12 protein-coding genes are annotated in these 12,359 nt (G+C 67.1%); 7 read left to right on the forward strand and 5 right to left on the reverse strand.

Features of this window, described 5'->3' with window-relative positions; translation table 11 throughout:
- Positions 1-132: 132 nt before the first annotated feature.
- A complete protein-coding gene (locus BS38_RS0119935; protein ID WP_028272391.1) occupies positions 133-969 on the forward strand; it encodes a TIGR04086 family membrane protein in 837 nt (278 codons plus the stop codon).
- On the opposite strand, the gene BS38_RS25760 is transcribed toward BS38_RS0119935, so the two are convergent.
- Positions 966-1,382 (reverse strand): YchJ family protein, encoded by a 417-nt coding sequence (locus tag BS38_RS25760; RefSeq protein ID WP_043439380.1) that lies wholly within the window; start codon positions 1,380-1,382, stop codon positions 966-968. The genes BS38_RS0119935 and BS38_RS25760 overlap by 4 nt on opposite strands.
- A 228-nt stretch (positions 1,383-1,610) precedes the next feature.
- Here BS38_RS25760 and BS38_RS0119945 point away from each other — a divergent pair, with 228 nt between their 5' ends.
- From BS38_RS0119945 to BS38_RS0119965, 5 genes are all read left to right on the forward strand, one after another.
- Positions 1,611-2,261, forward strand: a complete 651-nt coding sequence (locus BS38_RS0119945; RefSeq protein ID WP_028272392.1) for a hypothetical protein — start codon at positions 1,611-1,613, stop codon at positions 2,259-2,261.
- Between the two features lie 151 nt (positions 2,262-2,412).
- Positions 2,413-3,486, forward strand: a complete 1,074-nt coding sequence (locus BS38_RS0119950) for an aldo/keto reductase (protein WP_028272393.1) — start codon at positions 2,413-2,415, stop codon at positions 3,484-3,486.
- 61 nt (positions 3,487-3,547) lie between these two features.
- A complete protein-coding gene (locus BS38_RS0119955; protein ID WP_028272394.1) occupies positions 3,548-4,552 on the forward strand; it encodes an aldo/keto reductase family protein in 1,005 nt (334 codons plus the stop codon).
- Between the two features lie 2 nt (positions 4,553-4,554).
- Positions 4,555-5,457, forward strand: a complete 903-nt coding sequence (locus tag BS38_RS0119960) for an SDR family oxidoreductase (protein ID WP_051629046.1) — start codon at positions 4,555-4,557, stop codon at positions 5,455-5,457.
- A 114-nt stretch (positions 5,458-5,571) separates the two neighbouring features.
- Complete coding sequence (locus BS38_RS0119965) at positions 5,572-6,681, forward strand: sulfite oxidase (RefSeq protein WP_028272396.1); 1,110 nt, start codon at positions 5,572-5,574, stop codon at positions 6,679-6,681.
- 80 nt (positions 6,682-6,761) lie between these two features.
- On the opposite strand, the gene BS38_RS0119970 is transcribed toward BS38_RS0119965, so the two are convergent.
- The 4 genes from BS38_RS0119970 to BS38_RS0119985 form a co-directional block, all read right to left on the reverse strand.
- Positions 6,762-7,268, reverse strand: coding sequence for a ribose-5-phosphate isomerase (locus BS38_RS0119970; protein ID WP_269319515.1), 507 nt, complete (start codon positions 7,266-7,268; stop codon positions 6,762-6,764).
- Positions 7,265-9,088: a dihydroxyacetone kinase family protein gene (locus BS38_RS25765; protein ID WP_231511349.1), complete on the reverse strand. Its 1,824-nt coding sequence runs from the start codon at positions 9,086-9,088 to the stop codon at positions 7,265-7,267. Before BS38_RS25765 ends, BS38_RS0119970 begins: the two co-directional genes overlap by 4 nt.
- A gap of 32 nt (positions 9,089-9,120) precedes the next feature.
- Positions 9,121-9,897 carry an SDR family NAD(P)-dependent oxidoreductase gene (locus BS38_RS0119980; protein ID WP_028272398.1) on the reverse strand — a complete coding sequence of 259 codons (777 nt, stop codon included), beginning with the start codon at positions 9,895-9,897 and terminating at the stop codon, positions 9,121-9,123.
- A gap of 100 nt (positions 9,898-9,997) precedes the next feature.
- Positions 9,998-10,822, reverse strand: a complete 825-nt coding sequence (locus BS38_RS0119985) for a sugar phosphate isomerase/epimerase family protein (protein ID WP_028272399.1) — start codon at positions 10,820-10,822, stop codon at positions 9,998-10,000.
- 186 nt (positions 10,823-11,008) lie between these two features.
- On the opposite strand from BS38_RS0119985, the gene BS38_RS0119990 reads away from it, so the two are divergent.
- On the forward strand, positions 11,009-12,346 hold the full coding sequence (locus tag BS38_RS0119990; RefSeq protein WP_028272400.1) for an MFS transporter: 1,338 nt from the start codon (positions 11,009-11,011) through the stop codon (positions 12,344-12,346).
- The last annotated feature ends 13 nt before the right edge of the window (positions 12,347-12,359 follow it).

Consider the following 12,359-nt stretch of genomic DNA (forward strand, 5'->3'; position numbering starts at 1 on the left):
AGATGCTAAGCACCCTTGCTACCGCCGGCATGCCGTGGTTAGGTGGACATAGGACCACCATGCACGTCTCCGCATAGCGGTGGCCGGCCCAAACGATGGGTGCGGTCCAATCGATGAAAGCGAGAACGCCTGATGAGCAGCACAGTAGGGCCCGAAGACAGACAGTCCCGCCGCGCCGCCCGCGGCGAGGGTGCCGACGGCATCGACGCCGGCAACCGTACGGACGGCAGCCGCGTCGAAGACAGGCTGGAGGGCCGGCGCAGCTACGCTGACGCTCCAGGCGCCAGCCGTAATTTCGACGCCGGGACGGACTACGACGGCGACACCCGGGCCTACGCGGTGCCGCCCACGAGCGAGCACACTTTCGCTGCCGACCCGAACGCCGCGACCCGCGAGACCGTGATTGCCCGCGAGAAGGAGCAGTTCGGCGGGATCAAGATCGGCTCGGCGTTCTTTGGCTGGCTGGCCGCGACGGGAACGGCGGTCCTGCTCACCGCCCTGGTGGCTGCGGCAGGAACAGCAGTGGGGCTCGCCACCAGCACGGACGTCAACGAGGCCGTGAACCAGGCCGCCGCTGACCAGACTGTGGGACTGGCAGGAATCATCGTGCTGCTGGTGATCCTGTTCGTGGCGTACTACTGCGGCGGTTACGTGGCCGGCCGGATGGCACGCTTCAACGGGGCCAAGCAGGGATTCATGGTGTGGGTCTGGGCCGTGATCTTCGCGGTGCTGATTGCGTTGCTGGCCATGATCGCCGGCGAGCGCTTCAACATCCTGGCCAGCCTGAACAGCTTCCCGCGGATCCCCGTCAACGAAGGCCAACTGACCACCACCGGAATTATTGCCGCCGTCGTGGTGGCTGTGGTGGCGCTGATTGGCGCCGTAGTAGGCGGCCTGGCAGGCATGCGGTTCCACCGCAAGGTGGACCGGGCCGGGTTCACTCCGGTTGAGGCTGACGCGGACCGTTAGGGCCTGGCCTCGTCAAGCCCAACATCGTCAAGCCCCACCTCGTTGAGGTAGTACCAGCGCCGGTCAACGCGCAGGAACCGGCTGGTTTCGTGGTGGACCCCCCGCTCGCCGTCGTGCCTGAAATAGGCCTTGAACTCGACGATCCCTTCCGAATCCAGGGGTCCGCCCCGGCGGGTGGAGACAATGTCCAGCCGGCGCCACTGCATGTCCGGATCCAGGTCGAGTTCCGCCGGCCTGGTATCCGGGTGCCAGGTGCGGAGCAAGTAGGCAGCATCCTGCACTACAAAGGCGCTGTACCGGGAGCGCATCAATTGTTCCGCCGTCGGGGCCTCGGAGTCGCCGCGGTGGTAGCGGCCGCAGCAGTCCGCGTACTGCTCACCGGACAGGCACGGGCAGTTTCCTGAGGGGGTCACAGGGGGTCCTTTTCGGGGGTGGCTGGAGGTCGCCAGGTGGCTGCCTCCGACTATATGCCGGGACCGGCCGGAAACTGCTTTGTCATATCCGATAACAGCTTCGACACAACCCCCGGGCGGACCTCACTGCGGGCGTGTTGCCCCGCAAAAGTCCGTATTGTTAAGGGGTGCTTATCGCCGGGTGGTTACAGCCGGCACACAGGCGCTGCAGGCCGTAAGGAGAGGTAAATGGAAGATCCCACCACCATTGCCCTGAACCTGACCTTTTTTGGCACGCTCGGTGTGGCGTTCGTCATGTTCATCGGCCTCTTCCTGGTTTTTGTTGCCACGCTGCTGCTGGCAGGGCTGGGCCGGCTGGTGGCCGTCACCGCTATGGCCCTGTTCGGCCGCCGTCCCGCTGCGTCGTCCGGTCCGGCTAAGTCAGCCCGTCCCGCCGGCTCATCTCGTCCTGTCAGGGCGCCTGCGAAAACCGCGGTCCCGCAGCCGAAGCTGCGCAGCTCATCCGAAAAGCACCCGCGCACAGGCAGCACCGCCCGCCGCGAGACTCCGGCCCTGGCCGAAGACTGGGCGGCCGCAGTGGCCCGCGCAGACGCCCGCGCGGCAGCCCGGGCCAAGGCCGCAGCGGCGCCCGAGGTGAAGGTGACCGTGCGCGACCTCCCCAGCCCGGACGCCCCGGTGGAAGAGGTCAGTGCGGTAGCGCCCCTGGTGGAGTCCGCCACGGACCAGCACGCCACCGTCCGGCCCATACCCCGCTCCTTCGAGAAACCCCCGGGACCGGGACCGATGGCCATGCTGGACACCGGTTCCCTGGTTTCCCTGGCCGGCCATCCTGGCGCCTTGAAGGGCACCCTGCCGGCTGAGCACCGCCGCGCCGGCTGATTCACAATTCGTCATTGACGCCCGCTGCGTTACTCCGGACTACGCAACACTAAGAAGTGCTTCGCCGGAGGCCTCCGCCGGGCCGATTTTGTGTAGCCTCGTGACGATCCACAGCAATCAGCCGTGGGAGTCAGACGTGAGGAAACCGGGAATGAGCCTCAACCAGTTAAGGGTGTTCGGGCGCAGCGGGACCCTGATCAGCCCGCTCACCTTGGGCACCATGAACTTCGGCGAGGGCGCACCGGCGGCCCCTGTTGGCGCCGGCGGCACCGGCCAGGGCTATGCGCCCACCGGCGCCGAGGAAAGCATCCGCATCATTAACGCCGCGCTGGATGCCGGCATCACCGCGGTGGACACAGCGGACGTGTATTCGCAGGGCCAGAGCGAACAAGTCGTGGGCCGCGCCCTCAAGGGCCGCCGGGACGACGTCTTCATCGCCACCAAATTCCACGGCCAGATGAGCGCCAACCCCGCCCACTCGGGCAACTCGAGGCGCTGGATCATGCAGGCCGTGGAGGGCAGCCTCCGCCGCCTCCAGACGGACCGGATCGACCTTTACCAGGCGCACCGTCCGGACTACAACACGGATGTCCTGGAAACCATCACGGCGCTGAACGACCTCATCCGGCAGGGCAAGATCCTCTACTACGGGACGTCCGTGTTCACCCCTGCGCAGCTCGTGGAGGCCCAGTGGCTGGCAACCACCAACCACCTCATCCCGCCGGTGGCCAACCAGGTGCCCTATTCGATGCTGGTCCGCGGCACCGAACGCGATGTCCTTCCGATCGCCCAGCAGTACGGCCTGGGTGTGCTGGCCTATGGTCCGCTGGCCGGCGGCTGGCTGTCCGGCAGTTTTGTCCTGGACGCCGGGAAACCGCCCACACGGGTCCACTCCCTTCCCGGCCGGTACGACATCTCCGGCCCGGCGAGCGAGCGCAAGCTGCTCGCCGCAGATTCCCTGGCGCGGCTGGCGGACAAGCTGGAACTGCCGCTGGTGGACCTCGCGGTCGGTTTCGCGCTGAACCATCCTGCCGTCAGCAGCGTGATCGTTGGCCCGCGGAGCGAGGAACACCTGCGCGCGTACCTGAAAGCCGCCGACACCGTACTCGACGAAGCCGTGCTGGATGCGATTGACGATCTGGTGCCGCCCGGCACAAACTTCGTGGAGCGCGACGCAGGCGCCGTGGTCCCCTCATTGGAGTACGCGGAACTGCGCCGGCGGTAATCCGCAGGTCGGTGGCGGAAAGCCCTTACCCTGAGCAACCAAGTGGACTACGGTAAAAACCATGGAATTCAGATACCTCGGTAACAGCGGCTTCAAGATCTCCGAAATCACCTTCGGCAACTGGCTCACGCACGGCTCCCAGGTGGAGAACGAAGTGGCCACCCAGTGCGTGCGGGCGGCGCTGGACGCAGGAATCAGCAGCTTCGACACCGCCGACGTCTACGCCAACACGGCGGCGGAAAAAGTGCTGGGCGAGGCGTTGAAGGACGAGCGCCGCGAGTCCCTGGAGATTTTCACCAAGGTGTTCGGACCCACGGGGCCCAAGGGCCACAATGATGTGGGGCTGTCCCGCAAGCACATCATGGAATCCATCAACGGTTCCCTGACGCGCCTCCAGACCGATTACGTGGACCTGTACCAGGCGCACCGCTACGACTATGAGACGCCGCTGGAAGAGACCATGCAGGCGTTCGCGGACATTGTCCGGCAGGGCAAGGCACTGTACATCGGCGTCAGTGAGTGGACGGCGGACCAGATCCGGGACGCGCACGCGCTGTCCAAGGACCTGGGATTCCAGCTGATCTCCAACCAGCCGCAGTACTCCATGCTGTGGCGGGTCATCGAAGCGGAGGTGGTCCCGGCGTCCGAAGAGCTTGGCCTGTCCCAGATTGTCTGGTCCCCCATCGCCCAGGGTGTGCTCAGCGGCAAGTACCGGCCCGGGAAGCCCGCCCCGGAGGGAAGCCGCGCCACGGATACCAAGGGCGGCGCCAGGATGATCGAACGCTGGATGTCCGACGAAGTCCTCACCGGCGTCCAGCACCTCAAGCCGATCGCTGCAGAAGCCGGGCTGACCATGGCCCAGCTGAGCATCGCGTGGGTGCTGCAGAACAAGAACGTTGCTTCCGCCATCATGGGCGCGTCCCGTCCGGAGCAGATTGCCGGCAACGTGGCGGCCGCCGGCGTGAAGCTGGATCAGGCCATCATGGACAAGATCGATGACGCCATCGGATCCCTGGCCGAACGCGACCCGGCCCAGACCAAGTCGCCTGCATCCCGGGAGGCCTAGCCATGGCTGACGGGGAACGCACCGCGGACCCGGGGACTGCCCGGCAGACGACCGACGCCCTGCCTGCCCTGGCCGTCACCGGTTCCACCGGCCAGCTCGGCGGACTCGTCGCCAGGATCCTCGCCGACGCCGGGCGGCCGCAGCGGCTGCTGGTGCGCGACGCCGCCCGGGCGCCTGACCTTCCGGGCGCAGTACCCGTGGTGTCCACGTATGCCGACCCCGTACTGGCGTCGTCCTCGCTGGCGGGGGTGAAGACCCTCTTTATGGTTTCCGCGTCCGAGGCCGAGGACAGGCTCCAGACGCATTTCGCGTTCGTGGACGCTGCCGCCGCGGCAGGCGTGGAGCACATCGTCTACACGTCCTTTTTCGGGGCCTCTGCCGACTGCACGTTCACACTGGGCAGGGACCACTACGCCACTGAAGAGCGGATCAAGGCGTCGGGGATGAACTACACGTTCCTGCGGGACAACTTCTACCTGGATTTCCTGCCCCTTCTCGCCGGCGAAGACGGCGTCATCCGCGGCCCGGCGAACGGCGGCGTGATGGCGGCCGTCACGCGCGGGGACGTCGCCCGGTGCGCCGCGGCCGTGCTGGCTGATCCGGCGGTCCACGCGGGCCGGACCTACCACCTGACCGGCCCCGAGGACATTTCCCTGGAGCGGGCCGCGGAACTCCTCACTGCAGGCACCGGACGGACCATCACTTTCCACCATGAAACCGTGGAGGAGGCCTACGCCTCCCGCGCGTCCTACGGCGCTCCCGCCTGGCAGCTCGATGCCTGGGTGAGCACCTACACGGCCATCGCCAACGGCGAACTGGCCGGCCCGACGTCGGACGTTCATGGCCTCACGGGCCGGGAACCCCAGGGGCTCGCGGACTTCCTCAAAGAGGCGCATCACCTGTAGGAGTCCTGCTTGACGGACCGGCGGCGGCGGCGTAGACCTGTGAACACGGGCACCGCCAGCCACGCGGAATCCGCCCGCCCCGAAGAAGCGGCCCACCCGAAGAAGAACAGTGCCATGACGAAGCAGATTTCCCGGCGCCGTCAGTCCGTGAAGCCCACGGCGCATGCAGGAGAACCTACGCACGGCCCGCTCACCGCAGAGGAACTGCAGCTGGCGGTCCGGAACCATTCGATGCCGCTGGAGGCCTTGCGGGAGGACACCACCCCGCCGGGCCTGCACTACGTGCTGACCCATTTCGACATCCCGTTCATCGACGCGGACTCCTGGCACCTGCGGATCGGCGGTGCCGTGCAGCGTGCCGTCGAGATCAGCCTGCGGGCGCTCCGCCGTGACCCGACCATCAGCATCCCGGTCACGCTGGAGTGCGCCGGCAACGGCCGTTCGCTCCTGCATCCGCGGCCGATGAGCCAGCCGTGGCGGCTCGAGGGCGTGGGCACCGCCGAGTGGACAGGGGTTCCGCTCGCGTACCTGCTGGCCCAGGCCGGAGTTGACGACGACGCCGTCGAAGTGGTGTTCACCGGCGCCGACACCGGAATCCAGGGCGGAGTCCGGCAGCAGTATGCACGGAGCCTGCCGATCAAGGAAGCGATGCGACCCGACGTCGTCCTGGCCTACGAGATGAACGGCCGGGAGCTGCCGCCACAGCACGGCTACCCGCTGCGTCTTGTGGTGCCGGGCTGGTACGGCATGGCCAGCGTGAAGTGGCTGCAGTCCATCCAGGTGGTGACCCACCCCTTCGAGGGATTCCAGCAGGCGGTGTCCTACCGCTACCAACAGGACGCGGACGACGCCGGCACTCCGGTTTCGCGGATCAGGGTCCGTTCGCTGATGATCCCGCCGGGGATCCCGGACTTCTACACCCGCAGCAGGGTCCTGTCCCCGGGACCGGTGATGCTCCAGGGCAGGGCATGGTCCGGCGAAGGGTCCGTGGTCCGCGTGGAGGTAGGGATCGACGGGAAGTGGGTGCCTGCGCATCTCGGGCATCCGGCCGGCCCGTTTGCGTGGTGCGAATGGACGCTTCCGTGGGTGGCGGACCGGGGCGAGCATGAGCTCGCCTGCCGGGCCACCGACGCCACCGGGTCCATGCAGCCGCTGGAACAGGCCTGGAACTACCAGGGCATGGGGAACAACGTGGTGCAGCGCGTCAAGGTCAGCGTCGAATAGCTGCTGACCTTGACGTTCCCGGACTGCCGGGTCAGGCGGGCAGCCGGGTCAAGCGGACAGCCGGGTAGCGGACTGCCGAGTCAGCAGCCTTCGAAATCCGTCAGGACCTTCACCTTGGACGCCGAGGCGGACGAGGGGTCGAAGGTGTAGCCCAGCCATTCCCGGGCCAGCCTGCGGGCAAGTTCCACACCCACCACACGCTGGCCCATGGTGAGCACCTGGCAGTCGTTGGAGAGCACCGAGCGTTCCACTGAGAACGAGTCGTGGGCCGTGGCTGCCCTGATGCCGTCCACCTTGTTCGCAGCGATGGCCACGCCGATTCCGGTGCCGCAGAACAGGATGGCCCGGTCCGCGCGGCCCTCCTTGATCATCTCCCCTGCCGCGATCCCCACATACGGGTACGGCCTGGTGAACTGCTCGAGGGCATCGCTGCGGTTGACGCCGATATCGATGATTTCGCTGACCCGGGGATCGTTGCGAAGGTCCTCCGCGATCCGGTCCTTGTAGTCCACGCCGGCTTCATCGGCGCCCAGGATGAGTCGAATGCCCATGGCCTGTCCTTCCCCTGCAGTTGCGGTATGTGTCATGACGGTGTTCCTGCGGGCTGGCGGGTTGCCGTGCCGTGGGCTGCCGGACCGGCCGCTTCGGCAGCAGCCGGTGCAGTGGCCGGAGCAGCAGCCGGCGCGGCAAGGTGCGGGCCCATGACCGTGAAGATCATGGCCAGGGACGTTGCCCCGGGGTCCGCGGTGCCTACGCTTTTTTCGGCGAGCGGCCGGGCGCGGCCCTTGAGCGGACGCAGCGAAGCGGTGGCTTCCGCCGCGGCGGTGGAGACGGCGGCCGCTTCGGCCCATGCCGCTGCAGGGTGGTCGCTGTGGCGGGCGCCGTCAGCCAGCAGCCGGCTTAGGGTTTCCGCGAAGGGCAGCAGGGAGTCCACCATGGTCTTGTCCCCGATTTCCGCCTTGCCGAGGCCGGTGATCCTGGCAGCGAAAGCGCTGACGGCCGCGGCCAGTTCCGAAGGTCCGGGAGACAGCTCGTTGCCGAGTGCTTCGCCGAAGGACCTCAGCCCGGCACCCCACAGCACGCCCGAGGTCCCGCCGGCTTTATCCGCCCACGCATCCCCTGCGGCGGCCAGGACAGCTCCCGCGCCGGCGCCGCGGGCAGCGGCGTCCTGCGCCGCAGTGGTGGCTGCGTCGATACCGCGGACCATGCCGCGGCCGTGGTCTCCGTCGCCTGCCACGGCATCCATGTCCCCCAGGCGCGCTTCGGCACCGTGCAGGGAATCCCGGGCGGCAGCGAGGGCCGCGAGGCAGTTTGCCGCATAGCCGCGCGACTCTTCGGTTGCGTCGAAAGCATCAGGTGCGGCGGCGCCGTCGGACTCTTCCTCTGCCGGGGCAGCACCGGCCTGCAGGGCGGCATTGCCCCTGCGGTAGGCGGGCGTTTCCGCCGGGGCGGTCCAGAGCGGCTCCAGTTCGTCGTCCAGCCAGGTGATGGTCAGGGAGACGCCGGACATGTCCAGGCTGGTGACCAGTTCGCCCACTTCCGGCATCACCAGCGTGTAGCCGGCGGCGCGGAGCAGCGGGGCAATGGTGAGCCAGAGGACAAAGAGTTCCTCGTGCTTGGTGGAACCGAGGCCGTTGAGGATGACGGCGATGCGGTCGCCGGCTCCGTGCGGGGTCTCGGCCAGCAGCCGGGCAACGAATTCCTGGCCCAGCTCTTTGGCGGGAGGAAGTTCGGTGTCGAACAGGCCGGGCTCGCCGTGGATGCCCAGGCCCAGGCCCATCTGCCGGTCCTTGAGGGTGAACAGCGGGGTTTCGGCGCCCGGGAAGGTGCAGCCGTGGAAGGCGCTGCCGATGGTGCGGGTCAGGCTGTTGGCTTTGCGGCCAAGACGCACGACGTCGGCCAGGTCCGCACCGGCTTCGGCCGCCGCACCCATGATCTTGAAGACGGTGAAGTCACCCGCGATGCCGCGGCGTTTCTCCGATTCCGACGGCGGGGCGCTGGCGACGTCGTCCGTCACCAGGACGTTTTCCACCTGGATCCCCTCCGAAGCGAGCCGCTCGCTGGCCATGCCGAAATTCAGCACATCCCCGGCGTAGTTGCCGTAGGTGAACACGACTCCGGCGCCTGACTCCGCGGCCTTGGCCACGGCATAGGCCTGCTGTGCGGAAGGCGAGGTGAAGATGTTGCCCACCACGGCGCCGTCGGCCAGTCCGGTGCCGATCAGGCCGGCGAAAGCCGGGTAGTGGCCTGAACCGCCGCCCGCGAGGACCGCCACTTTGGGCTTGGCGGGGCGGCGCCGGCGCACGGCCCCGCCGGTCACCTGGCGGACCAGGTCGGCGTGGACGTCGCAGAACCCGGCAAGGGCTTCCTCTGCGAAGTCGGAGGGATCGTTGAAAATTCTGGTCATGGTGGGCTCTCTAGCTTCGGCGGGGACGGCTACTAGTGGATGTGGCTTCCGCCGTTGATGTCGATGGTGGTACCGGTCAGGTAGGCCGATTCCTCGGAGGACAGGAAGGTAATGACGGCGGCGATTTCCTCGGTGGTGGCGTTCCGGCCCAGGGGGATGCCGGCGTTGATGGCGGCTTCCTGTTCCTCGGTGCTGCCCACGCGGATGTTAGTGTCCACGGCGCCCGGGGTGATGGCGTTGACGGTCACGCCGGTGGCGCCGATTTCACGGGCCAGGGCCTTGGTGAAGCCCAGGATGGCTGCCTTGGCGGCGGAGTACGGGACCTTGCCGAACACGCCGCCGCCGCGCTGCGCGGAAACGGAGGACATGTTGACGATCCGGCCCCAGCCGGCCTCGATCATGTCCGGCAGGAACGCCTTGGTGACGAGGTAGGTGCCGGTGGCGTTCACGTCCATGACTTTGTGCCAGAGTTCCAGGGTGGTTTCCAGGAACGGCACCGGGGAGGTGATGCCGGCGATGTTGGCCAGTGCGCCCACCGGGGGAAGATTGCCGGCGCCCACTTCTGCCTTGACGGCTGCGTAGGCGGCGTTGACGGAGCCCTCATTGGCGACGTCGACCTCGTGGCCGTAGGCCGGGACGTTGAATTCGTTGCCGATTTCGGCGGCGACCTTGGCGGACTTCTCGCCGTCGAGGTCCAGGATCACCACTCCCCAGCCCTGGCTGGCGTAGCGGCGCGCGGTGGTGATGCCGATGCCGCGGTCCGAGGTGGACCCGGTGAGGACGGCGGTGCGCTGGATGGTGGTAGTCATGATGCTCCTTGGTTGGTGTGTTGTGCCTGGTGATGGGATCGGTTGCTCCATAAGCGCCGTTTTGAGGGGTCAAAAGGGCGCTTACGGAGCAATCGACGGGTCAGATGAGGTCGGTGATGAAGCTGGCCGCTTTGGCGGCGGCGGCGGGTCGTTCGTCGTGCGTGACGTCCCGGGTTTCCAGTTCGAGCGAGAAGTGGCCGGTGTAGCCACGGCCTGCCAGTGCGCGGAGCCCGGCGGCGAAATCCGCCTGGCCGTTGCCGATGCTGAGGTTGATGTTTCCCGGCACGGCGTCCCTGAGGTGGACGTGGGCAATCCGGCCGTCGTGCCGGTCAAGGTATTCGAGCGGGTCCTCGCCGGCGGCGACGATGTGGCTGAAGTCCATGACAATTCCGACGCCGGAACCTGCCAGCCGCTGTGCCAGCAGTTCCGCGCGCTCCAGGTTCCAGCAGAACCGCAGGAAGTGCAGCGATTCGGTCCAGAGTTCGACGCCGAATTCGGCGGCGCGCTGCCCGGCGTGGATGAGCTGGGCGGCGATCGTGTCCAGGTCTTCGTCCACGCTCCGGACGGGGTCGTGGCCCAGGGCGCCGCACGGAAGGACCAGCGCCTTGGCGCCGGTGGTGGCCGTGAGGGTGAGCAGGGCTTCCAGGTGCCGTTCGCGCGAGGCCTGCCGGCCGGCGTCGAGCACTGCGTTGAGGTCCCCGATATCGCCGTTGACCGAGCGGACCCGCAGCCCTGAGGCCAGAACGTCAGCGGTAACTGCCTCGACGGCGTCCCCGTCAAGTTCATAGGGGACGTGGTCGCAGACGCCGGGGAGGGCACCCAGGTCGATTTCGTCGAAGCCCAGGGAGCTGATGGTCCGCAGGGCAGTGCTGAGGTCCTGATGGCGGAAGCTGATGGACGAGCAGCCGAGGCGGGAATTGAACATCGTCGTTGATCCTCTGGAAGAGCGGGGGTGATGTGTATCACTGTAAGGCGTTTCATTGTCAACAGTCAACCTCCAACATTGACTGTTGACAATGGAGCATGACCGGGGTCACACTGGCATATCATTTGTTAACAGTCGACAGCGGCGGTGCGGAAGCGTTGCCCGCTCTTCGAAAGGGATTCAGCAATGAGCAACGAAGCTCTGAAAATGCGCGGCCATGTGCATGGCACCAAGGACGCGAAGCGCGTCGCCATCGGGTCCGGCGTCGGCGCCGTCATTGAGACGTATGACTTCATCGGCTTCGGCACCGCCGCTGCCCTGTACTTCGGAACGGCCTTCTTCCCCACCGGCGACCCCGTCACCGGAACGCTGGCAGCCTTCGCCACTCTCGGCGTCGGCTTCGCAGCACGCCCCATCGGCGGCATCATCGGCGGCCACCTCGGCGACAAGGTGGGCCGCAAGCCCGTCCTGGTGGCGTCCCTGATCCTCATGGGCGTGGCCACGTTCCTCATCGGCCTGCTGCCCACGTACGAGCAGGTTGGCCTCCTGGCACCCGCGCTGCTGGTCTTCGTCCGCGTTGTCCAGGGCCTCGCCTTCGGTGCTGAATGGGGCGGTGCCATCCTGATGAGCTACGAACACGCACCCTGGAAGTCCAAGGGCAAGTACACCGGCATCGTCCAGGCCGGCTTCCCCGTGGGCCTGCTGCTGGCCAACCTCGTCTTCCTGGTCAGCGTGAACCTGGGCGGCGAACTCGCCTGGCGCGTTCCGTTCCTTGCCAGCATCGTGCTGGTCGCCGTCGGCCTGATCATCCGCTCCAAGGTTCCGGAATCCCCCGTTTTCGACGAGGTCAAGGAGAGCGGCTCCATCGTCAAGTCCCCGATCATCGAGGTCATCAAGACGGACTGGCGCAGCATCGTCCGGGGCATCGGCCTCCGCATCGCCGAGACCGCGGGCTACGCCGTATCGATCACCTACATGATCTCCTACCTGCACACCCAGCACCTGGCGGACAAGACCCAAACGCTCGTTGCCCTCTGCATCGCCTCCGCCATCGGCATCTTTGCCACCATGGCGTGGGCGCGGCTCACCGACAGGATCGGCCGCCGGCCCCTCTACGTCTGGTCCACAGCCTTCGCACTCCTGTTCGGCATCCCCATGTTCCTGCTGGTCAACACCGGAATGTTTATCTTCATCATCGCCACCATCGTCATCTCCTACGCGGTCTGCCAGAACTCGCTGGCCGGCGCGCAGGGTCCGTGGTTCCCCGAACTGTTCCAGGCCAAGACGCGCTCCTCCGGAGCCTCACTGGCCTACCAGATCTCCGCAATGGTCTCCGGATTCACGCCCTTCGTCACCACCCTGCTGTTCGTGGCCCTAGGCTGGATGGGCCCCGCCCTCCTCTTCAGCTTCTACGCCGCCATCGGCCTCTGGGCCGCCCTCGTCACCCGGGAAACCTGGGGCAAGCGCGAACGTCAGCTGGCAGATGAGGCCACCAAAAGCACCCCCCAGGCAGTGAACGCCTGATGACCGCCACGGA

Origin of the sequence: Arthrobacter sp. UNC362MFTsu5.1 (genome assembly GCF_000685965.1) — a bacterium.
Classification (GTDB): Bacteria; Actinomycetota; Actinomycetes; order Actinomycetales; family Micrococcaceae; genus Arthrobacter.

What these genes read in the sequence shown, in the direction of transcription:
- BS38_RS0119935 (WP_028272391.1), top strand. Translation starts at nt 133, where the DNA reads ATGAGCAGCACAGTAGGGCCCGAAGACAGACAGTCCCGCCGCGCCGCC.
- BS38_RS0119945 (WP_028272392.1), top strand. Translation starts at nt 1,611, where the DNA reads ATGGAAGATCCCACCACCATTGCCCTGAACCTGACCTTTTTTGGCACG.
- BS38_RS0119950 (WP_028272393.1), top strand. Translation starts at nt 2,413, where the DNA reads ATGAGCCTCAACCAGTTAAGGGTGTTCGGGCGCAGCGGGACCCTGATC.
- BS38_RS0119955 (WP_028272394.1), top strand. Translation starts at nt 3,548, where the DNA reads ATGGAATTCAGATACCTCGGTAACAGCGGCTTCAAGATCTCCGAAATC.
- BS38_RS0119960 (WP_051629046.1), top strand. Translation starts at nt 4,555, where the DNA reads ATGGCTGACGGGGAACGCACCGCGGACCCGGGGACTGCCCGGCAGACG.
- BS38_RS0119965 (WP_028272396.1), top strand. Translation starts at nt 5,572, where the DNA reads ATGACGAAGCAGATTTCCCGGCGCCGTCAGTCCGTGAAGCCCACGGCG.
- BS38_RS0119970 (WP_269319515.1), bottom strand. Translation starts at nt 7,268, where the DNA reads ATGACACATACCGCAACTGCAGGGGAAGGACAGGCCATGGGCATTCGA.
- BS38_RS25765 (WP_231511349.1), bottom strand. Translation starts at nt 9,088, where the DNA reads ATGACCAGAATTTTCAACGATCCCTCCGACTTCGCAGAGGAAGCCCTT.
- BS38_RS0119980 (WP_028272398.1), bottom strand. Translation starts at nt 9,897, where the DNA reads ATGACTACCACCATCCAGCGCACCGCCGTCCTCACCGGGTCCACCTCG.
- BS38_RS0119985 (WP_028272399.1), bottom strand. Translation starts at nt 10,822, where the DNA reads ATGTTCAATTCCCGCCTCGGCTGCTCGTCCATCAGCTTCCGCCATCAG.
- BS38_RS0119990 (WP_028272400.1), top strand. Translation starts at nt 11,009, where the DNA reads ATGAGCAACGAAGCTCTGAAAATGCGCGGCCATGTGCATGGCACCAAG.